Annotated in this window: 17 protein-coding genes; 13 read left to right on the top strand and 4 right to left on the bottom strand. The window is 57.4% G+C overall.

The genetic code is table 11. The annotated features are described in order from the left end of the window. Positions 1–41 precede the first annotated feature (41 nt). The 3 genes from dnaN (at position 42) to gyrB (ending at position 4,882) form a co-directional block, all read left to right on the top strand. Positions 42–1,166: a DNA polymerase III subunit beta gene (gene dnaN, locus HK20_RS05080; protein WP_086645987.1), complete on the top strand. Its 1,125-nt coding sequence runs from the start codon at positions 42–44 to the stop codon at positions 1,164–1,166. A gap of 50 nt (positions 1,167–1,216) precedes the next feature. After that, positions 1,217–2,350 (top strand): DNA replication/repair protein RecF, encoded by a 1,134-nt coding sequence (gene recF, locus HK20_RS05075; RefSeq protein WP_086646067.1) that lies wholly within the window; start codon positions 1,217–1,219, stop codon positions 2,348–2,350. A 93-nt stretch (positions 2,351–2,443) separates the two neighbouring features. Continuing rightward, a complete protein-coding gene (gene gyrB, locus HK20_RS05070; RefSeq protein WP_086645986.1) occupies positions 2,444–4,882 on the top strand; it encodes a DNA topoisomerase (ATP-hydrolyzing) subunit B in 2,439 nt (812 codons plus the stop codon). 79 nt (positions 4,883–4,961) lie between these two features. On the opposite strand, the gene kdsA is transcribed toward gyrB, so the two are convergent. From kdsA to tpiA, 4 genes are all read right to left on the bottom strand, one after another. Beyond that, positions 4,962–5,798 carry a 3-deoxy-8-phosphooctulonate synthase gene (gene kdsA, locus HK20_RS05065; RefSeq protein WP_086645985.1) on the bottom strand — a complete coding sequence of 279 codons (837 nt, stop codon included), beginning with the start codon at positions 5,796–5,798 and terminating at the stop codon, positions 4,962–4,964. Then, positions 5,795–7,429 (bottom strand): CTP synthase, encoded by a 1,635-nt coding sequence (locus tag HK20_RS05060; RefSeq protein WP_086646066.1) that lies wholly within the window; start codon positions 7,427–7,429, stop codon positions 5,795–5,797. The genes kdsA and HK20_RS05060 overlap by 4 nt, the downstream gene beginning before the upstream one ends. 143 nt (positions 7,430–7,572) lie before the next feature. Then, the gene (secG, locus tag HK20_RS05055) at positions 7,573–7,917 is read right to left on the bottom strand and encodes a preprotein translocase subunit SecG (RefSeq protein WP_086645984.1); all 345 of its coding nucleotides are present in this window, start codon (positions 7,915–7,917) and stop codon (positions 7,573–7,575) included. A 27-nt stretch (positions 7,918–7,944) separates the two neighbouring features. Continuing rightward, positions 7,945–8,685, bottom strand: a complete 741-nt coding sequence (tpiA, locus tag HK20_RS05050; RefSeq protein WP_086645983.1) for a triose-phosphate isomerase — start codon at positions 8,683–8,685, stop codon at positions 7,945–7,947. 232 nt (positions 8,686–8,917) lie between these two features. Here tpiA and HK20_RS05045 point away from each other — a divergent pair, with 232 nt between their 5' ends. The 10 genes from HK20_RS05045 to lpdA all read left to right on the top strand — a co-directional run bounded on the left by HK20_RS05045 (position 8,918) and on the right by lpdA (position 20,718). Continuing rightward, the gene (locus tag HK20_RS05045) at positions 8,918–10,834 is read left to right on the top strand and encodes a SurA N-terminal domain-containing protein (protein ID WP_086645982.1); all 1,917 of its coding nucleotides are present in this window, start codon (positions 8,918–8,920) and stop codon (positions 10,832–10,834) included. 8 nt (positions 10,835–10,842) lie between these two features. Continuing rightward, positions 10,843–12,378, top strand: a complete 1,536-nt coding sequence (gene trpE / locus HK20_RS05040; RefSeq protein ID WP_086646065.1) for an anthranilate synthase component I — start codon at positions 10,843–10,845, stop codon at positions 12,376–12,378. A gap of 58 nt (positions 12,379–12,436) precedes the next feature. Further along, positions 12,437–13,033: an aminodeoxychorismate/anthranilate synthase component II gene (locus HK20_RS05035; protein ID WP_086645981.1), complete on the top strand. Its 597-nt coding sequence runs from the start codon at positions 12,437–12,439 to the stop codon at positions 13,031–13,033. Then, complete coding sequence (gene trpD, locus HK20_RS05030) at positions 13,026–14,156, top strand: anthranilate phosphoribosyltransferase (protein ID WP_086645980.1); 1,131 nt, start codon at positions 13,026–13,028, stop codon at positions 14,154–14,156. Before HK20_RS05035 ends, trpD begins: the two co-directional genes overlap by 8 nt. Further along, the gene (gene trpC / locus HK20_RS05025) at positions 14,153–15,019 is read left to right on the top strand and encodes an indole-3-glycerol phosphate synthase TrpC (protein WP_086645979.1); all 867 of its coding nucleotides are present in this window, start codon (positions 14,153–14,155) and stop codon (positions 15,017–15,019) included. Before trpD ends, trpC begins: the two co-directional genes overlap by 4 nt. A 2-nt stretch (positions 15,020–15,021) precedes the next feature. Next, positions 15,022–15,498 carry a cyclic pyranopterin monophosphate synthase MoaC gene (moaC, locus tag HK20_RS05020; RefSeq protein WP_086645978.1) on the top strand — a complete coding sequence of 159 codons (477 nt, stop codon included), beginning with the start codon at positions 15,022–15,024 and terminating at the stop codon, positions 15,496–15,498. 132 nt (positions 15,499–15,630) lie between these two features. Further along, a complete protein-coding gene (gene pdhA / locus HK20_RS05015; protein WP_086645977.1) occupies positions 15,631–16,641 on the top strand; it encodes a pyruvate dehydrogenase (acetyl-transferring) E1 component subunit alpha in 1,011 nt (336 codons plus the stop codon). Positions 16,642–16,648: 7 nt separating this feature from the next. Then, entirely contained in the window at positions 16,649–18,007 is a 1,359-nt protein-coding gene (locus tag HK20_RS05010) for a pyruvate dehydrogenase complex E1 component subunit beta (protein WP_086645976.1), read from the top strand. Positions 18,008–18,018: 11 nt separating this feature from the next. Then, complete coding sequence (locus tag HK20_RS05005) at positions 18,019–19,275, top strand: pyruvate dehydrogenase complex dihydrolipoamide acetyltransferase (RefSeq protein ID WP_086645975.1); 1,257 nt, start codon at positions 18,019–18,021, stop codon at positions 19,273–19,275. Between the two features lie 30 nt (positions 19,276–19,305). Next, positions 19,306–20,718 (top strand): dihydrolipoyl dehydrogenase, encoded by a 1,413-nt coding sequence (gene lpdA / locus HK20_RS05000; protein ID WP_086645974.1) that lies wholly within the window; start codon positions 19,306–19,308, stop codon positions 20,716–20,718. Positions 20,719–20,794 lie beyond the last annotated feature (76 nt).

Below are 20,794 nucleotides of genomic sequence, written 5' to 3'. Positions count from 1 at the left end.
GCTCAGGAGTGCAGAACTTGCTGTGCAGGAAAGAGGGATACATGAAGTTTTCGGCAGAGCGCGCAACGCTCCTTAAAGCGTTGGCTCATATCCAGAGCGTGGCGGAAAAGCGTAACACCATTCCCATTCTCGCCAACGTGCTCATGCAGGCTACAAACGGGCAGCTATGCCTGAAGGCCACCGATATGGAAATCGAGGTGGTTGAAACCGTACCAGCCACCATCACGCGGGAAGGGGCCACGACTGCTCCGGCATCCGTGCTGTACGAAATCGTGCGTAAGCTGCCTGATGGTGTTGAAGTTGAGCTCGACCAGACAGACAGCGATGGCCAGCTTCACCTGCGCGCAGGCCGCTATGCCACCCACCTGAACGTGCTGAGCGTTGACGATTTTCCGTCCATGGGGGCAGGGGACTTCCCGCACAAGTTCCAGTTGAATGGTGCTGTTCTGCGTTCGCTGATCGACCGCACCCGCTTTGCCATTTCCACGGAAGAAACACGCTATTACCTGAACGGTATCTTCCTGCATGCTGCAGACATTGACGGCAAACCGCTACTCCGCGCCGTTGCCACGGACGGCCACCGTCTGGCACGGGTAGAAGCAGAAATGCCCGCAGGTGCCGCAGGCATGCCCGGCGTAATCATCCCGCGTAAGACCGTGGCAGAACTGCGCAAGCTGATTGATGAAGCACCGGAAGACATTGCCGTTGCCCTTTCTGAAACCAGAATTCAGTTCACGGTTGGGCCGATCACTCTGACCTCCAAACTGATAGACGGCACCTTCCCCGAATACGAGCGTGTTATTCCGCGCAATAACACGCGTATTTTGCGCGTTGGCAAAAAAGACTTCTCCGATGCGGTAGCGCGTGTGGCTGCCATTAGCCAGGAACGCTCCCGCCCGGTTAAGCTGATGCTCGAACCCGGCCTGCTGACCCTGTCCGCCAGCAGCGCAGAACAGGGGACCGCCAAGGAAGAGCTGGACGACAACCGGATTTCCTATGATTCTGAATCGCTGGAAATCGGCTTTCAGGCCCGCTACCTGAACGATATTACCGATCAGGTGGAAAAAGAGGTCGAGTTCTGCTTTGCGGATAGCGCATCCCCCACCATTGTCCGGGATGTGGATAGCCCATCCGCCTTGTATGTTCTGATGCCGATGCGCGTGTGACAAGCGCCGCACCACGCCTGCACACATCACCCACCTTGTTCGCCAGCAAGGTGGGGCAACCTTCCACACGGTTGCAACTGGCCAGACTGACCCTCTGCCGCTTTCGGAACTACGACCAGCTCACCCTTTGCCCTCAGGCCCCCATTGTTGTGCTGACGGGGGAAAACGGCAGCGGGAAAACCAACCTGCTCGAAGCGGCTTCGCTCCTCACACCCGGTCGCGGCCTGCGCGGCGCATCCCTTGGCCAGTTTGGCCAGAATGGAAGTGCCCATTGGGGGATTTCCTCCCAAATTATGGTTGACGGCGACCCCATGGAACTTGGCACGGGGCTTCAGCCCGGGACCGATACCCCACGCCGCATTTTTCTGCTCAACGGCAAACCCCTTCGTAACCAGAACGCATGGGAAAACCCTTTGGCCGCTGTGTGGCTAACCCCACAGATGGACCGGCTGTTCAGCGAAAGCGCATCTGGCCGACGGCGTTTTCTGGATCGGCTGGTCATGGCCGCTTATCCCCACCATGCGCGCGAACTGGCAGCGTATGACCGCGCCATGAGCCAGAGAAACCGCCTTCTGCAAACCCGCGCCAATGAACCCGTCTGGTTATCCGGGCTGGAGGCCGCCATGGCGCGACATGGAGCATCGGTCACTGCGGCACGGAACGAGACCGTCCGCCAGATCAACCTCTATGCCCAGCAGGATATGGATGCCTTTCCTGCGGTGCAGATCAAACTGCTCTGCGCCATAGCGGACAAGCTTGAGCAGCATCCTGCCTTGCATGTGGAAGATTGGCTCAAGGAACAACTCGCCACATCGCGCATGATGGACCGAGAAAAAGGGCGCACCAGTCTTGGCGTGCATAAGAGCGACTTCGCACTTACCGACCTTAAAAAACAGCTCCCTGCAGCACTGGCCAGCACCGGCCAGCAAAAATCTCTGCTCATCGGGCTTATTCTGGCCCATGCCCGTCTGGTTAGCGACCACAGAGGAACAGCACCGCTGTTACTGCTGGATGAACCTCTGGTCCATCTGGACGAACAGCACCGGTTATCTTTGCAAAAAATTCTACAAAATTTTCAAAGTACTGTGCTCATAACCGGCACGGACCAAGCGCCGTTTGCGCCATTGCAGGGACATGCCGAGTTTGCAACGCTCCGGCAGGGCGCTTTTTTGTCGATCTGCTGACAAAAGGGGCCTTCGGGCGCTGGTCGCAATGCCATGGGCGGAGTATAAGACCACAATGGCTTCCATTCTTTTTTTGCGGAGTGCAGCATTCTTATGACAGACCTCTCTCAGCCTACGCCATCTGCTGGTACCGAAGAGTATGATGCCGCGTCTATCTCTGTGCTGAAGGGGCTTGATGCTGTCCGCAAACGGCCCGGAATGTACATCGGTGATACTGATGATGGTTCCGGCCTGCACCACATGGCATTCGAGATCATTGATAACGCGGTGGACGAGGCGCAGGCCGGGTTTGCATCGCGCTGTGTTCTCACCCTTAATGCAGACGGCAGTGTAACTGTTCGTGATAACGGGCGCGGCATTCCAACCGATATGCACCACGAGGAAGGCATCAGTGCCGCCGAAGTGGTGCTGACCCGCCTGCACGCAGGCGGCAAGTTCAACCAGAACTCCTACAAGGTTTCTGGCGGGCTGCATGGCGTGGGTGCGGCCGTTGTAAACGCGCTTTCGGAATGGATGGAAGTGCGCATCTGGCGCAATGGCCATGAACACTGCATCCGCTTCCATGATGGTGAGCGCGATGCCCCGCTTGAGGTTGTTGGCCCGTCGGCTGAAGAATCCGGCACACAGGTCACTTTCAAGCCCAGCCTGCAGACCTTCCCCAAGATCGAGTTCGACTTTACCATTCTCGAACGTCGGCTCCGCGAACTGGCTTTTTTGAACTCGGGCTTGGAAATTGTTCTGCGGGACGCCCGCGTTACCCCTGTGCGGGAAGAAACATTCTACTATGAGGGCGGGCTGGAAGCCTTTGTAAACTGGCTTGACCGTTCACGTACATCCCTGATCACCCCGCCGATTACCGGCAGTCTGGAAAACCCGGATAATGGGATCAAGGTTGAATTTGCACTGAGCTGGAATGACAGTTTTCATGAAACCATGCTCTGCTTCACCAACAACATTCCTCAAAGGGATGGTGGGGCGCATCTGGCAGGCTTCCGCCAGGCCCTGACACGTGTTGTTGGCAAATATGCTGAAAGCATTGCCAAAAAAGACGCCCAGTCCCTTCAGGGTGAAGACATGCGTGAAGGCTTAACCGCCGTTCTGTCGGTTAAAGTGCCGGACCCCAAATTTTCGTCCCAGACCAAAGACAAGCTTGTTTCCTCCGAAGTGCAGCCTGTGGTGCACGCGGCTGCAGCCGATATTATTGCCCACTGGTTTGAAACCCACCCCAAGGAAGCAAAGACTGTTGTTTCCAAGGTGCTGGACGCTGCATCGGCCCGTGAGGCCGCACGCAAGGCGCGTGAACTGACACGCCGCAAAGGCATTCTGGATGTTTCGTCCCTTCCGGGTAAGTTGGCCGATTGTCAGGCCCGCGACCCTGCCAAAGCTGAACTGTTTATTGTGGAAGGGGATTCCGCAGGCGGCACGGCAAAACAGGGCAGGGACCGGCGCTTTCAGGCTATTCTGCCACTCAAAGGTAAAATCCTGAACGTCGAACGTGCTCGTTTTGACCGCATGCTTGGATCGGCTGAAATTGGCACGCTGATCACCGCTCTGGGCACGGGCATTGGCCGTGGGGAAGTTGATCAGGGTGGTTTTTCCATAGAAAAGCTCCGTTACCATCGCATTGTCATCATGACTGACGCTGACGTGGACGGGTCCCACATTCGTACCCTGCTGCTGACCTTCTTCTTCCGCCAGATGCCTGAACTGATCGAACGCGGTTACCTCTACATTGCCCAGCCCCCCCTATACCGGGCCAAGCGCGGGAATGAAGAAACCTACCTGAAGGATGATGCGGCACTGGAGCAATATCTGCTGGATAAAGCGCTCAGCAATGCAAGCTTTGTCTATGCCGATGGCCGCACGGTCAGCAATACGGAGCTGGAGGCTGACCTGCCGTTTATCCGGCAGGCGTGTCAGGCTATTTCCCGCATTTCCACACGCATTCCCGCGTGGATTGTCGAGCAGGTTGCTCTTGCTGGTGCGCTCAGCGCTGACCTTGAACAGCTCCAGCAGCGCATGCCCGCACTCCAGCAGCGGCTGGATGCGGCGTCTCCCACCACCGAGCGGGGATGGAAGGCCGTTGCCAGCGTGGATGGTGTAGAACTCGCACGCAATGTACGCGGCGTTGGGGAAATGTACCGCATAGACCCCGCCACACTGGCAGGCGCGGATGCACGTTGGCTGACAGCCCAACTGGCACGGTTGCAGAAAGACTTTGAAACCGGCGTTGTGCTGAAGTTTGAAACCACGGAACACCGCCTGAACGGGCCGTCTGACCTCTTTACGCGCCTGCTTGCACAGGGGCGCCGTGGCCTTGCCATTAACCGCTTTAAAGGTCTTGGCGAAATGAACGATGCACAGCTTTGGGAAACCACACTGGACCCCGCCATGCGTACCCTTTTGCAGGTACGCGTTGGGGACGTGGAAGAAGCCGGAGATGTGTTTACAACCCTGATGGGCGATGTGGTTGAGCCACGCCGTGACTTTATTGTGGGTAACGCGCTTAAGGTCGCCAATCTGGACGTCTAAGACGTTCCACTTGCTTACAAAAAAGACGCCATGGCCTGCATGCCGTGGCGTCTTTTTTTATGCGTAATGCCTGTGGCTGTTACCGCCCTTTGATCAGGCTATCTATAGCCCGGAATTGTTTGAGCAAAGCGGGCAACTGGCTGATGGGCAACATGTTTGGCCCATCACTCGGCGCTTTGTCCGGGTCTTCATGTGTTTCTATGAACAGTGCGGCCACACCAATGGCCAATGCCGCACGGGAGAGAATGGGGGCAAACTCACGCTGCCCACCACTTGCAGTCCCCATGCCACCCGGCTGCTGCACCGAATGTGTCGCGTCAAACACCACAGGGAAGCCAGTCTGGGCCATAATCGGTAGGCCCCGCATATCATTCACCAGCGTATTGTAGCCAAAGCTGGTCCCACGCTCGCACAGCAGCACACGCTGGTTACCGGTTGAAGCAACCTTGGCGGCAACGTGCTGCATGTCCCACGGGGCAAGAAACTGCCCTTTTTTAATATTGACTGCCGCACCGGTTTTGCCCGCTGCCAGAAGCAGATCAGTCTGCCGGCACAAAAAAGCAGGAATTTGCAGCACATCCACGGCTTCCGCCACCGGAGCGCATTGCTCTGCCGTATGCACGTCCGTCAGAACAGGCAGAGCATATGTCTGGCGAATATCAGCCAGAATGGCCAGCCCGTCCTTTAGCCCAACCCCTCGTGTACTGGAGAGGCTGGTACGGTTAGCTTTGTCAAACGAGCTTTTATAAATCAGCCCCACACCAGCAGCCTGACAGATCTCTTTAAGAGCTGCGGCTGTTTCCATGGCATGGGCAGCCGATTCAATCTGGCATGGTCCTGCGATCAGCACAAAAGGCAAATTATTCCCAATACTTAGCCCACCAATTTCAATCGGTGCGCCAGTGGCCGGGATCATGCCTGTTTTGCCTTGGCAACAGCAGCCCCCACAAACCCGGCGAACAGGGGATGCGGCGCAAAGGGGCGGGATTTAAGTTCAGGGTGATACTGCACGGCAATAAACCATGGGTGATCAGAGTATTCGACCACTTCTGGCAGAATACCATCTGGGGACAGGCCGGAAAAACGCAGACCCGCTTTTTCAAGCTGATCCTTATAATGGATATTCACTTCATACCGGTGGCGATGACGTTCGCGAATGGTGTTGGTTCCGTAAGCTTCCGCAACACGGGAGCCGGGCACCAGAGTAGCCGGGTAAGCTCCCAGACGCATGGTGCCGCCCAGTTCCCCGCCTTCACTCCGGCGCAAACGTTCATTGCCACGTGCCCACTCGGTCATCAGGCCGACCAGCGGTTCTTCTGTCCGGCCGAATTCGGTGGAGGATGCATCGCTCAAACCGGCAAGATTGCGGGCGCATTCAATAACCGCCATCTGCATGCCAAAACAGATGCCAAGGAACGGAATGCCTTTTTCGCGCGCATAACGAATGGCTTCAATTTTACCCTGAGAACCACGCTCGCCAAAACCACCGGGCACCAGAATGGCATCTGCATGGCCCAGTTTTTCTTCCAGCGTGGCCGGATTTTTTTCAAACTGCTCAGAATCAATCCAGTCGAGTGTCACTTTAACACGGTGGGCAATCCCCCCATGCAGCATGGCCTCATTCAGGGATTTGTAGCTATCGAGCAGGGCTGTGTATTTACCCACCACAGCCACGCGCACTTCCCCTGCGGGGTGGCGCAGGGCGTCCACAATGTTCTGCCAGTTGGAGAGATCGGGCTCTTCAGCATAAGGCAGGTCAAAGTAGCGCAGAACTTCCGTATCCATCCCTTCCGCATGGTAAGAGAGGGGGCAGGCGTAAATCGTATCCACATCCCGTGCGGCAATAACTGCTTCGGGGCGAACGTTACAGAAATTTGCAATCTTGCGGCGCTCGGTCGGGGGGATCGGACGATCACAGCGGCAGAGCAGGATTTGCGGCTGAAGACCTACGTTCTGCAATTCCTTGACCGAATGCTGGGTCGGCTTTGTTTTAAGCTCCCCGGCAGAAGGAATCCACGGCAGCAATGTCAGATGGACCACCATGGTCTGGTCCATGCCCAGATCATTCCGCAACTGACGAATGGCTTCAAGGAACGGTAGGCTTTCAATATCCCCTACGGTTCCGCCAATTTCGACCAGAACGAAGTCCAGATCATCCGTGTTGGCAACCACCACGTCCTTAATGGCATCTGTAATGTGGGGGATGACCTGCACGGTGGCCCCCAGGTAATCTCCACGCCGCTCACGCACGATCACGTCAGAGTATATGCGCCCGGTTGTCGCGTTGTCCTCTTTCGTGGCGTTAACACCTGTAAAACGCTCGTAGTGGCCGAGGTCGAGGTCCGTTTCCGCTCCGTCATCAGTTACGAACACCTCACCATGCTGGTAAGGGCTCATGGTGCCGGGGTCCACGTTCAGGTAGGGGTCCAGCTTGCGCAGGCGGACCTTGTAGCCACGCGCCTGCAAAAGCGCTGCGAGAGCGGCTGAAGCAATGCCCTTGCCTAGAGAGGACACCACACCACCAGTAATAAAGACAAAGCGTGTCATGAGCAGAATTCCTACACGGACTGGAGCGGGTGGAGAAGGATAAACAAACACAATCCACCGCATGCATTGCTGCATGCGGGGGACAAAAACTCATAACCTTCTCTGTAAACCAACCGGATATCAGAGAAGGATGTCAGCATTTTTCAGGGCTTGGGAGCCGCAGGGGGCGCCTGAGTCTGGACTGCAGGCGGAGCCGTAGTTGCCACGGGGGCGGTTTCCGCCGGGGGCTGGGCCAGAATGTCGTGCCCGGCACCGGTTACGCCACCTTTATAGAGCATGGCGAGCAGGAGAGAGAGCAGCATGAACAGCCCTGCCAGCACGGCCGTTGTGCGGGTCAGCAGGTTGGCCGTCCCGCGGCCGGACATAAAGGCGCCCATACCCTGACTGTTACCAATACCAAGGCCGCCACCTTCGCTCCGCTGAATCAGCACAACGCCAATCAGAGCAATGGTGACACAGAAATGCAGGATCAGCAGGGCTGTCGTCATGTCGGGTTCCAGATCAAAGCAACAATGTCAGGCAGCGGATGCTGCGTTGACAATAGAAAGAAATGCATCCGCCTTAAGGCTCGCGCCACCAACCAGTGCGCCCGCAACCTCGGGAATGGAAAGAACGGAAACAGCATTCCCGGCGTTTACGGACCCTCCATACAGGATTTTGATAGTTTTTCCAGCCTCACCAAACTGTCGGACCAATTCGGCACGCAGGAAAGACATGGTCTGGGCTATCTGGTCGGTTGTCGCGGCAAGCCCCGTCCCAATGGCCCAGATGGGTTCGTAAGCCACAATACCGGCAAAACCATCGGGAAGCGAGCCCTTGATCTGCCAGCCAAGCACATCTTCGTACTCACCGCTCTCACGCTGGTCTTCCGTCTCGCCAATGCAGACAATCGGGGTCAGGCCCGCCTTGGTAGCGGCCACGGCTTTTTCACGTACGGTTTCGTCCAGCTCACCGTGTTCCTGCCGCCGCTCTGAATGACCGAGAATCACGTAGCTGACGCCAAGGTCTGCCAGCATGGTGGGGGAAATATCGCCCGTATGCGCTCCGGCAGCATCCTTATGGCAATCCTGCGCACCAAGGCCGATAGGGGAGGCATCCAGCGCTGGCTGCACAAGTGCCAGCTGCGTAAAGGGGGGGCAGACAACCACATCCGGCGCAGTAGCGGGCAGGCCGCTTACCAGCGCCTGTACCAGCGCCTGTGCGTCCTGGCGTGTACCATTCATTTTCCAATTGCCGACAATAATCTGCCTGCTCATACCCTTCCTCCAGTTCCTGTGCTGCCACGCGCTGCATGTGCGTCTGCCATGGCACTGTTGGCAACAGGCTAAACCATACACGCACACTCAGGCGCAAGAGAGGGTTTATACCTTATTGCTGCCCCACAACGGTTAAGTCTGGTCAAGCGGCACACCTCCGCTTATGGTGCCGCCCCAAGATGTGCTGCAATCAGCATAAACCATTTATGATGAGCTGTGGATCCATAGGGTCATGATTTCCTACCTGCGCCGAGTACTTGTTGAATCGTGGCTGGGCCGCGTTGTTGCCATTGTTATTTTTCTGGCCTTTGTCAGCTGGGGTATTGGCGACGTTATTGGCTTCATGAGCGAAGAGACGGATGTGGTGGCCCGGGTTGGCCAGCACCGCATACCCACGCGTGACCTGGCCATGGCCCTGCGCTCTGAAATGCCGACAATCACCCAGCAGATGGGGGTCAAAGACCCTTCTGCCCTGTCTCCCATCATGCAGGGGCAGATTGCGCGCCAGATTTTGCAACGCCTGATTGCACAGGCCGAACTGCTTGAAGCCGCTCGCCAGCTTAAAATCATTGTGCCGGATTCCGCCATCAGGGAGGAAGTGTTTTCCCTCCCTTACTTCAAAGGGCCTACTGGCCAGTTTGACCGCGCCGTGTTCAACCAGCGCCTGAGTGCGCAGGGGTTAAGTGAACAGCAGGTGCTGGACATGATCCGCGACGACCTGACCGTACGCACCCTGCTGCAACCCATGGCGCAGGGGAGCCGGGTCTCCAACATCCTGCTCAAAACTCTGGTCGATTACGGCGCAACCACACGCATGGTGGACCTGATCAGCATTCCCGTTGCAGCACAGCCGGCCCCTCCCGCGCCGGATACGGCAACCTTGCAGCGCTATTATACGAACCATGTGTGGCTGTTTGGCACCCCGGAATTGCGGCATGCACGCATTGTGGTCCTGTCCCCCCAAACCGTGGCGGATACGATTACAATGGATGATACGCAGCTCAAGCGCGCGTATGATGCACAAAGCAGCCACTACAACGTGCCAGAAACCCGCGATATTCAGCTGATCACAGCCACATCCGAATCTGACGCCCAGAAAATTGCCGATGCATGGAAGCTCAAAGGGAGCTGGCAGGCTGCGCAAGGTGCCGTCAAAGGCGCTGCATCGGTGGAAATGCCGGGCGCTCGCCCCACGACCATTCCTTCTGACGTACTCAAGCAGGTTTTGTTTCAGGCACCGCAAGGGCAGGTTACGGGGCCGGTTAAAACCGAAATGGGCTGGTCTGTTTTCCGCGTGACCAAAATCCTGCCCGCGCACAGCACCTCCTTTGCAGATGCCCGGCAGGAAATTTTGCAGCAATACCGGACTGCGGCCGCACCGTCTGTTGTGACCGAACGCCGCCGGCAGTTGCAGGACGCCATTGCTGGCAAAGGGCTGGACGCCATTCCAGATACAATTGGTGCCGCTGCCATTTCCGGCTCACTGGACGCGCAGGGCAATACGGCAGAAAAACAGCCTGCTCCGATTCCGGCTTCGGGCAAGCTGCGCGATGCCATTGTGCATCAGGTCTTTGCCCAGAAAGCCGGAGATCCGCCTAATCTGCTCGAAGGCCCGGATAACAGCTGGTTTGCAGTTGAAGTTGATTCCATAACACCCGCTACCCCCCGCTCGTTTGAGCAGGCAAAGGGCGACGTGCTGGCTGCATGGCAGGCCGATACCCGCCACCACACGGCAGACCAGCAGGCAACGGCCTTGTTTCTGGCAGCCCGCCAGAAGGGAAGCATTGCGGGCCAGACGGCCTCTGGCATTCAGGTTGCCCGTGACATTCCATTCTCCTTCACCAACCCCGGCAAGGCCCTGCCGCCCGAAATTGCCAGCTACATCCCCCGCATGAAGGCGGGGCAGGCTGTTATGGCTGAAAATGCAGATACTTTTTTTGTCGCTGTGGTGACTAAGGTTTTTGTACCCAATCCTCCGGCACCCATTGATGTTCTGCAAAAGCTGAAAAACAACCTGACACAGGCCTATGCTGATGATCTGGCGGCCAGCTATGTGCAGGACCTTAACAAGCGACTGCCCCCGCACATTAACAACGCCGCCATTCAGGCGGCCCTGTCTGCCGCCGGATTTGGGGGACCAGTCCAGTGAACCCGGGCATGAAGGCGCACACGGCGGCATCCCCCAGTAAACAGGACTGCATTGCGGCATGGGAAGCGGGCAGGGGTTCCATTATTTATTCTGTGGAACCTGCCGACCTGCTGACCCCGGTGTCTGCCTATATGCGGCTGGCACATCTGGAAGGTGGCACAGGGCAATATACCTTGCTGCTGGAAAGTGTGGAGGGCGGCGTCACCCGCGGTCGCTACTCCGTTATTGCCCTGCGGCCAGATCTGGTATGGACCTGCCATAACGGCAAGGTCAGCACCAGCACATGCCATAACGGCCTGCCTGCAAAAGCTGTACCAGACGAAGGTACTGCACCACTGGCCAGCCTGCGTGCCCTGATCCACGCGTCCCGCATGGACCTCCCGCCCGAACTCCCCCCCATGATTGGTGGCCTGTTCGGGTATCTGGGGTACGACATGGTGCGCCAGATGGAACACCTGCCAGACGCACCACCAGACGACCTGAACCTGCCAGAATCCATTCTGATGCGTCCGGGTCTGTTTGCTGTTTTTGATACGGTAACGGACGAGCTTATTCTGGCGACCCCCGTCCGCCCCAATGCGGCCGACACGGCACCAGAAGCATGGGAGCGCGCTCAGGCATTGCTCCAACGTGCCAGAGACTGCCTGAGCGGGGCACTCCCATCGGCAGGCATTCCGGCGAATGTTCCAGCCTTTGTCGAACCCACGTCCACGTTCACACATAACGATTTTTGCGCCGCCATCACCCGCATTCAGGACTATATTGCTGCGGGCGATGCGTTTCAGGTTGTGCCAAGCCAGCGTTTTTCAACAGCTTTTGCGCTGCCGTCACTCTCCCTCTACCGTGCACTCCGGCGCATAAATCCGGCTCCTTTCCTGTTCCATCTGGATTTTGGGAGCTTCTCGCTGGTCGGGTCATCCCCCGAGATCCTTGTGCGGCTCAGAGACGGCAAAATGACTGTGCGGCCTTTGGCGGGAACACGCCCGCGCGGCAAAACCGCAGCTGAGGACCTGGCACTTGAGCAGGATCTTCTGGCCGACCAGAAGGAAATCGCCGAGCATCTGATGCTGATTGATCTGGGCCGGAATGACGTCGGGCGCGTATGCTCCCCCGGCTCCGTGAAGGTCACAGAGCGGTTTGTGATCGAGCGGTTCAGCCACGTCATGCATATTTCCTCCAATGTGGAAGGCACGCTCAAGCCTGATCTGGAAGCGCTGGACGCCTTGGTTGCGGCTTTTCCCGCAGGAACCCTGACCGGCGCCCCCAAAATCCGCGCCATGGAAATTATTGACGAGGTCGAACGGACCCGCCGCGCCACCTACGCCGGCTGCATAGGTTATTTTGGTGCAGGGGGGGATATGGACACCTGCATTGGCCTGCGCATGGCCGTTGTCAAAGACGGTTCCATGCACGTGCAGGCAGGTTGTGGGGTTGTGGCGGATAGTGTGCCGGAATCAGAGTATGAGGAAACCCAGCACAAAGCCCGCGCCGTGTTCCGCGCAGCCGAGGAAGCCTTGATAATGGCACGGACAGGCCGCGGATAAACCGCGCCTTTCCGACACGTCATTTGACCCGTGCGCACGAAAAGGTCATCATTCCGCCATGATCCTACTGATCGACAATTATGACAGCTTTACCTTCAACCTGGTCCACTATCTGGGCGAACTGGGTGAGGAGTGCGACGTCCGCCGAAACGATACGCTCAGCGTGGCAGAGGCCATGGCTCTTGCCCCGGACGCCATTGTTCTGTCCCCCGGCCCCTGCTCCCCGAACGAGGCAGGGATCTGCTGTGATCTGATAGCCGCCGCCGCTGGCAAGATACCTGTTTTTGGTGTCTGCCTTGGTCACCAGTCCATCGGGCAGGTGTTTGGGGCGCAGGTTGTGCGCTCTCCAACCCCCATGCACGGCAAAATCAGCCCTGTTTTTCATAACGGGACTGACGTTTTTGAAGGGCTCCCCAGCCCGTTCAATGCAACCCGTTATCACAGCCTGACCCTTGAACCTTCCAGCATCCCAGATGACTTGGAAGTTACGGCATGGACCGCCGATGGCGTGATTATGGGCGTACGGCACAAGCTGCACCCCATCTCGGGCGTACAGTTCCACCCCGAGAGCATTGCATCGGAACATGGGCATGATCTGCTCCGCAATTTTCTGACCCACGCACGGGCATGGACAGCGGGCCTGCTCCATGCCTGAGCCCGCCACTACGATTGGCAGCACGGAAGACCCTGCTTTTTTTTCCGGGGTTCTGCATGCGCTTGCACAACGTAAAAGCCTGAGTGCTGCGCAGGCCGAAGCCGCATTTGGCAGCATTATGGATGGCCATGTTCCACCCGAACGGATTGCCGCTTTTTTAATGGCATTACGCGTGCGCGGGGAAACACAGGATGAGCTTTTTGGCGCTGTAACTGCCCTGCGGCAGCGGATGTACCCTGTCCCCAACGCTCCCGACAACACGATTGATGTCTGTGGCACGGGGGGGGATAATTACGGCACGCTGAATGTTTCCACCGCCGTCGCCTTTGTGCTGGCAGCCCTTGGGGTGCCAGTGGCCAAACATGGCAACAGAGCCATTTCCTCCCTCGCCGGAGCGTCCGACGTGCTGGCGGCTCTGTGCGTGCCATTGTCTTCCAACGCAGAGGTTCTTGCCGAACAGCTTGCGCGCCACCATGTGGTGTTTATGGCCGCACCGCACCACCACCCGGCTATGCGGCACGCGGCTGGTGCCAGAAAAATGCTGGCACTGCCCACGCTGTTCAATCTGGTTGGTCCCATGGTTAATCCGGCTGGTGTCAAACGCCAGCTTATGGGGGTTTTTTCCACCCAGTGGCTCCGTCCGGTTACGGAAGTGCTGGCCCGTCTGGGGTCGGAATGTGTGTGGACGGTCTGCGGCCAGCCGCAGGACGGGCAGGGCGGCATAGACGAAATAACACTGGCAGGCCCTACGCAGGCTTTAGCGCTTGAAAACGGGCAGATTCAGTCCCACCTGATTGAGCCGGACATGGCGGGCCTGCCTTACGCCCCCGTATCCGCCATTAAAGGGGGCGATGCCCGGCATAACGCGCAGGCGCTGGAAGCACTCCTGCGTGGCGCACACGGGGCGTACCGTGATACGGTTCTGTTGAACGCGGCATTTGCGCTGCATGTTGCCGGTCAACAGACTGTCCTGCACAATGGCCGGATTGACCCGGCCAGCCTCAGGAACAGTGTGGCAACCGCCGCACGCTCACTCGACAACGGCACTGCCCTTGCGGTGCTTAATGGTTTACGTGCATCACGTTCGGATGCACACGCCGGAGACATGACAGGACAATCATGAACGATACATCCTCCACGTCCACTGTAGCTTCCGCTGCCGTCACACCTGACTGCAAAGTAGATGAACTGCCAGACGTTCTGGCCCGCATCTGTGCGCGGACACGGCTGGAAGTGGAACATCGCTCCACGCTGCACCCCTTAAAGGAAGTTGTAGCCAAAGCGCAGGAAACCAAGGAAGCCCCTCGGGGCTTCGGTCGTGCGCTCAAGGAAAAAGCCGCTGACCGCGCCGTGGGCCTGATTGCCGAGATCAAGAAGGCATCTCCGTCTGCGGGTATCTTGCAGGAAGAATACGACCCCGCGCGGATCGCCCTTGCCTACGAACAGGCCGGGGCAGCCTGCATTTCCGTGCTGACGGAAAGCTCATGCTTCCACGGTGCAAACGAGGATCTGGCAACAGCCCGGGCCGCCTGCGCGCTGCCAGTCCTGCGCAAGGACTTTATTCTCGACCCGTGGCAGGTTTACGAAAGCCGGATGATCGGTGCTGACTGCATCTTGCTGATCATGTCCATTCTGACAGATGAAATGGCGCTGGAACTGGTTGATCACGCCAAGGGTCTGGATATGGACGTTCTGGTGGAAGTGCATGATGAGGACGAACTGAACCGCGCACTGGCGCTGGACACGTTCCTGATCGGTATTAACAACCGTAACCTCAAGACTCTGACAACAGACATCAACACCACCAGCCAGCTTGCCCCTCTGGTGCCGCCTGACCGGATTATCATCTCCGAAAGCGGGATTAAAACACACGAAGAAATTGCCCAGCTTGCCTCTATTGGGGTCACGGGCTTTCTGGTCGGTGAAACGCTGCTCCGCCAGCCAGACCCCGGAGCTGCTGCACGCACATTGCTCGGACTGAAGTAACAGTGCGCGAACAGCCCCTGACCCATCTGGATTCATCCGGGCATGCCCGGATGGTGGATGTATCCGATAAGGACGAGACCTTCCGCAAGGCCATTGCGGCAGCAGAAGTGCATATGCAGCGCCACACGCTGGATCTGATTGTCTCGGGCTCCATGCCCAAAGGGGATGTGCTGGCAACAGCCCGGATTGCGGGGATTATGGCCGCAAAAAAAACGGCTGATGTTATCCCCCTGTGCCACCCGTTGCGCCTGACATCTGTCACGCTTGATCTTGTCGCTACAGATGACAAAATCGAGATCACTGCGGCTGTTACAACAAAAGACGCAACCGGAGTGGAAATGGAGGCGTTGACTGCGGTATCTGTCGCGGCCCTCACACTCTATGACATGTGCAAGGCCGTTGACCGTAGCATGCGCATCGACAATATCCGGCTACAGCACAAAAGCGGTGGCAGATCAGGAGAATATAACGCCAAATAACCAAGGTGCCCTGATCAGACGGCATTTTTTTATGCAAAAAACACGATAAAATGCTCGAACCGACCAGTCCCCTGGCCGCCAAGACATTACGTTATAAGACGCATTTACCTATGTATCGTAGAGGGTCCATACATGGAAACAACATCTGAGCAGGTCGGCGCAGTCGGTGGCAACGGCCCATCACTGACCCGGGAGCAGTTTCTAACAGCTTATCACGACATGCTGCTGATCCGCCGGTTTGAAGAAAAAGCCGGGCAGCTTTACGGCATGGGGCTGATCGGGGGGTTCTGCCACCTTTACATCGGGCAGGAAGCCGTTGTGGTTGGCATACAGATGTGCCTCAAGGACGGGGACAAGCTGATCACCTCCTACCGCGACCATGGGCAGATGCTTGTCGCAGGTATGACCCCGCGGGGCGTTATGGCTGAGTTGACCGGCCGCGCCACGGGCTATTCGCATGGCAAGGGCGGTTCCATGCACATGTTCTCGCGCGAGAAGAACTTCTATGGCGGGCATGGTATTGTTGGTGCACAGGTAGCACTTGGCATTGGTCTGGCTTTCGCCAACAAATATCGCGGCACGGATGAAGTTTCTGTTGCGTATTTTGGGGATGGCGCAGCCGGGCAGGGGCAGGTTTACGAAAGCTTCAATCTGGCCGCCCTGCACAAGCTGCCCTGTATTTTTGTCATCGAAAACAACAAATACGGCATGGGTACTGCAATCGAGCGGGCTTCGGCTTCCCATAACCTGTACAAAAATGGCGAGCCTTGGGGCATTCCCGGCGTGCAGGTGGATGGCATGGATGTTGCTGCCGTGCATGCCGCCGCAGCTCAGGCCGTGGCACACTGCCGCGCGGGCAAAGGCCCTTACATTCTGGAAATGATGACCTATCGCTACCGTGGTCATTCCATGTCCGATCCGGCCAAATACCGCACGCGTGAGGAGGTTGATCTGGTCCGCAAGACGCGTGACCCGATTGAACACGTCAAGCATATCCTTCTGGACGCCGGGGTTGAAGAAGCCACGCTCAAAGCCATGGAAGCCGAAATTAAAGCCGTCGTGAACGACTCAGCCGAATTCGCGCAGACCAGCCCGGAACCTGATCCTTCTGAACTTTATACGGACGTTGTGCTGGAGGCCTGAGCAGATTATGGCGACTAAAATTTTAATGCCCGCCCTTTCCCCCACCATGACAGAAGGCAAAATTGCCCGCTGGCTGAAAAAGGAAGGGGACACCATTACCACCGGCGACGTGCTGGCCGAGATCGAAACCGACAAGGCCACAATGGAAATTGAAGCCATTGAAGACGGTATTCTTGGTCGTGTGCTGATCAACGAAGGGGTTGAAGGTGTTGCCGTAAACACCCCCATAGCCATTGTGGTTGAAGACGGTGAAGCCGTGCCCGAAGCCGACACCGTAAGCGATGCGCCCACCACCAGCGCTCCCGCACCGGCAGCAGCCAGCACGGCATCCCCTGCAACCGCGCCCGCAACACCCCTGAGCCCGACCGAACCAGAGCAGGACTGGGGTGAAACGCGGGAAATTACCGTGCGTGAAGCCCTGCGCGATGCCATGGCAGCAGAACTACGCCGCGATGAAGACGTGTTCCTGCTGGGTGAGGAAGTCGCCGAATACCAGGGTGCTTACAAAATCTCGCAGGGGCTGTTGCAGGAGTTTGGCGAAAAACGCGTGCTGGACATGCCCATTACCGAGCATGGCTTTACCGGCATGGCCGTTGGCGCAGCCCTGACCGGGCTTAAACCTGTTGTCGAGTTCATGACCATGAACTTTGCCATGCAGGCCATTGACCACATTATCAACTCCGCTGCCAAAACGCTGTATATGTCCGGCGGGCAGATGGGGTGCCCCATTGTGTTCCGTGGCCCTAACGGCGCTGCCGCACGCGTGGGTGCCCAGCATTCGCAGTGTTACGCAAGCTGGTACGGCCATGTGCCAGGACTTAAAGTTGTAGCCCCGTGGTCCGCAGCAGACGCCAAGGGGCTACTGCGCGCTGCTATCCGTGACCCGAACCCAGTGATCGTGCTGGAAAATGAGATTCTTTATGGGCAGAAGTTCCCTTGCCCGATTGATGAAGATTTCATTCTGCCCATTGGCAAGGCAAAGATCGAACGGGCTGGCACCGATGTCACCATCGTTGCTTTTTCCATTGCTGTAGGTACAGCGCTGGATGCGGCGGCCGAACTTGCCAAGCAGGGGATTGAGGCCGAAGTGATCAACCTGCGCAGCATTCGCCCGCTGGATACAGCCACAATTGTCAACAGCGTGAAAAAGACCAGCCGCCTTGTCACGGTGGAAGAAGGCTGGCCGTTTGCTGGCATTGGCTCCGAAGTGGCCATGCAGGTTATTGAACATGCCTTTGACTGGCTGGATGCCCCCCCCGTGCGCGTTGCCGGTGAAGATGTGCCCATGCCATTTGCAGCCAATCTGGAAAAACTGGCCCTTCCACAGTCTGAGCACGTGGTTAAAGCCGTGCGCAGCCTGATCTGAGGTGATGAAAGATGGCAATTGAAATTCTGATGCCCGCCCTCTCTCCCACCATGACAGAGGGTAAGATTGCCCGCTGGCTGAAAAAAGAGGGCGATACGGTTAACAATGGCGATGTGCTGGCCGAAATCGAAACCGACAAGGCCACAATGGAAGTAGAAGCCATTGAAGATGGCATTTTTGGCCGCATCCTTGTTCCCGAAGGGACCGAGGGGGTTGCGGTCAATACGCCCATCGCCATTATGGTGGAAGAAGGGGAGGCTGTGCCGGACTCTGCCGCACCGCCCGCCACCAGCGCAGCATCTGCACCGGCCCCCGCACAGGCGGCTGCTGTAGCACCAGCCAGTGCACCGGTTGCCCCGGCGGCTGCATTGCAGGCCTCTCGCCCGGCCAACCGCATTGTTGCCTCCCCGCTTGCTCGCCGCATTGCCGCTGCAAAAAATGTGGATCTATCTACGCTCAAGGGAACAGGGCCTAACGGACGCATTGTCAAACGCGATGTGGAAGCGGCTGCCGCACAGCCAGCGGCCGCTCCCAAACCCGGCCAGCAGGCAAATGCACCTCTTCCCACGGGCGCAAGCCGTACGGTGCCGCACACCACCATGCGCAAGGTGATTGCCCGCCGGTTGAGTGAAGCCAAGGCGACCATTCCGCACTTTTATGTTTCCATGGATGTGGAACTTGATGCGCTTATGGCATTACGCTCACAGCTCAATGCCCTGTCTCATGATGAAGGGCAGGACGCGTTCAAGCTGTCGGTTAATGACATGCTGATCAAGGCGGCGGCTCTTGCGCTCAAGCAGGTGCCCGAAGTCAACGCCTCCTTTACGGAAGACGCCATGATCTTGCATGAAGATGCGGATATTTCCGTGGCGGTTTCCCTTGATGATGGGCTGATTACCCCCATTGTGCGGGCTGCTGACCGCAAAAGCCTCAAGCAGATCAGTCAGGAAGCCAAATCTCTGGTTTCCCGCGCCAGAGCAGGCAAGCTGAAGCCCGAAGAGTTTCAGGGCGGTACGTTCTCCATTTCCAATATGGGGATGTTCGGCGTCAAGGAATTCGCAGCTATTGTGAACCCCCCGCAGGCCGCCATTCTGGCCATTGCCGCTGGCAAAAGACAGCCTGTTGTGAGTGGTGACGAGATTAAAGTGGCAACAGTCATGACTGTAACACTCTCGGTCGATCACCGTGCGGTGGATGGGGCCATGGCGGCCAAGTGGCTCTCGGCCTTCCGTAACATTGTGCAGGCACCTCTGGCTCTTGTTCTGTAACGCAGCCTTTTGCGGGAGAAATTTGGCATCATGAGCCAGACAGATTTTGATGTGATCGTCATTGGTGGCGGGCCGGGTGGGTATGTTGCCGCCCTACGCGCTGCCCAGCTTAAACTCTCCGTTGCGGTGGTTGAAGCCCAGCATCTTGGTGGCATCTGCCTTAACTGGGGGTGCATCCCCACCAAGGCGCTGCTTCGGGCATCGGAAATCAATCATCTGCTACACGACCTGCCGGCCTATGGGTTTAAGGCCGATGGTGTAAGCTTTGATTTTAAAAAAATTGTTGCCCGCTCCCGGGCTGTCTCCAAGCAGTTGTCCACAGGGGTTGCGCATCTGCTTAAAAAGGCCAAGGTTCCGGTTTTTGACGGCCATGGCAAGCTGGACGGCACATTGGCCAACGGTCGCCGCAAAGTGCTCGTCAGCAAGGATGGAGCAACCCCCACCACGCTCACCGCCCAGCACGTTATTCTGGCAACCGGTGCGCGCGCACGGGTGCTGCCGGGGCTGGAGCCGGATGGTCAATTCATCTGGTCCTACAAGGAAGCCCTTGTGCCAGAAACCATGCCCAAAAGCCTTGTGGTTATTGGCTCTGGCGCTATTGGCACCGAGTTTGCATCCTTCTACCGCAATATGGGTGCGGACGTAACGCTGGTGGAAGTTGCCGAGCGCATTCTGCCCGTAGAAGATGTTGAAATAAGCCAGCTTGCACGCAAAGCCTTTGAAAAACAGGGCATTCGGGTGCTGACCAGCGCCAAGATCGGCACGTTGCAGAAAACGGCAACCGGGGTCAGCATTCCCGTTACCGTCAATGGTAAAGCCGATACATTGGTTGCCGAACGGGTTATTTCTGCCGTTGGTATTGTTGGCAATGTGGAAAAAATCGGGCTGGAAGGGACCAAAATCCAGGTCGATCGGACGCATGTGGTCACAGATGCGCTTTGCCGCACGGGCGAGCCCGGCGTGTACGCTATTGGCGATCTGGCCGGTGCGCCATGGCTTGCCCACAAGGCCAGCCATGAAGCCGTGATGTGTGTAGAGGCCATTGCGGGCAGAAAAGTCCACCCAATTGACCCGACCAAAATACCCGGCTGTACCTACTGCCGCCCGCAAATTGCCTCCGTTGGTTACACGGAAGCAAAGGCGCTGGAGGCTGGTTACAAGGTACGTGTTGGCCGCTTCCCGCTTATTGCCAATGGTAAAGCCCTTGCCATGGGTGAACCGGACGGGCTGATCAAAACGGTTTTTGATGCCCAGACTGGCGAGCTGCTTGGCGCACACATGATTGGCGCGGAAGTGACTGAAATGATTCAGGGGTACGTTATTGCCCGCACAGGGGAACTGACGGAAGCGGAACTGGCTGAAACCATTTTCCCGCACCCCACCATTTCTGAATCCATGCATGAGGCCGTTCTTGCGGCCTATGATGGCGCTTTGCACTTTTAGTCTTTTGTTTTCAAAAGGGTAGGGCATCAATCTCGCGGGTTTGATGCCCCATTCCCGGTTATCGCCTCTCCAACAC

The organism is Acetobacter sp. DsW_54 (assembly GCF_002153575.1).
Classification (GTDB): domain Bacteria; phylum Pseudomonadota; class Alphaproteobacteria; order Acetobacterales; family Acetobacteraceae; genus Acetobacter; species Acetobacter fabarum.
The sequence above is the reverse complement of the archived record's forward strand: the minus strand, read 5'-3'. Positions and strand labels throughout refer to the sequence as shown.

What these genes read in the sequence shown, in the direction of transcription:
- secG (WP_086645984.1), bottom strand. Translation starts at nt 7,917, where the DNA reads ATGACGACAGCCCTGCTGATCCTGCATTTCTGTGTCACCATTGCTCTG.
- HK20_RS05035 (WP_086645981.1), top strand. Translation starts at nt 12,437, where the DNA reads ATGATCCTACTGATCGACAATTATGACAGCTTTACCTTCAACCTGGTC.
- HK20_RS05060 (WP_086646066.1), bottom strand. Translation starts at nt 7,429, where the DNA reads ATGACACGCTTTGTCTTTATTACTGGTGGTGTGGTGTCCTCTCTAGGC.
- pdhA (WP_086645977.1), top strand. Translation starts at nt 15,631, where the DNA reads ATGGAAACAACATCTGAGCAGGTCGGCGCAGTCGGTGGCAACGGCCCA.
- trpE (WP_086646065.1), top strand. Translation starts at nt 10,843, where the DNA reads ATGAAGGCGCACACGGCGGCATCCCCCAGTAAACAGGACTGCATTGCG.
- tpiA (WP_086645983.1), bottom strand. Translation starts at nt 8,685, where the DNA reads ATGAGCAGGCAGATTATTGTCGGCAATTGGAAAATGAATGGTACACGC.
- gyrB (WP_086645986.1), top strand. Translation starts at nt 2,444, where the DNA reads ATGACAGACCTCTCTCAGCCTACGCCATCTGCTGGTACCGAAGAGTAT.
- HK20_RS05005 (WP_086645975.1), top strand. Translation starts at nt 18,019, where the DNA reads ATGGCAATTGAAATTCTGATGCCCGCCCTCTCTCCCACCATGACAGAG.
- trpC (WP_086645979.1), top strand. Translation starts at nt 14,153, where the DNA reads ATGAACGATACATCCTCCACGTCCACTGTAGCTTCCGCTGCCGTCACA.
- HK20_RS05045 (WP_086645982.1), top strand. Translation starts at nt 8,918, where the DNA reads ATGATTTCCTACCTGCGCCGAGTACTTGTTGAATCGTGGCTGGGCCGC.
- dnaN (WP_086645987.1), top strand. Translation starts at nt 42, where the DNA reads ATGAAGTTTTCGGCAGAGCGCGCAACGCTCCTTAAAGCGTTGGCTCAT.
- trpD (WP_086645980.1), top strand. Translation starts at nt 13,026, where the DNA reads ATGCCTGAGCCCGCCACTACGATTGGCAGCACGGAAGACCCTGCTTTT.
- lpdA (WP_086645974.1), top strand. Translation starts at nt 19,306, where the DNA reads ATGAGCCAGACAGATTTTGATGTGATCGTCATTGGTGGCGGGCCGGGT.
- kdsA (WP_086645985.1), bottom strand. Translation starts at nt 5,798, where the DNA reads ATGATCCCGGCCACTGGCGCACCGATTGAAATTGGTGGGCTAAGTATT.
- HK20_RS05010 (WP_086645976.1), top strand. Translation starts at nt 16,649, where the DNA reads ATGGCGACTAAAATTTTAATGCCCGCCCTTTCCCCCACCATGACAGAA.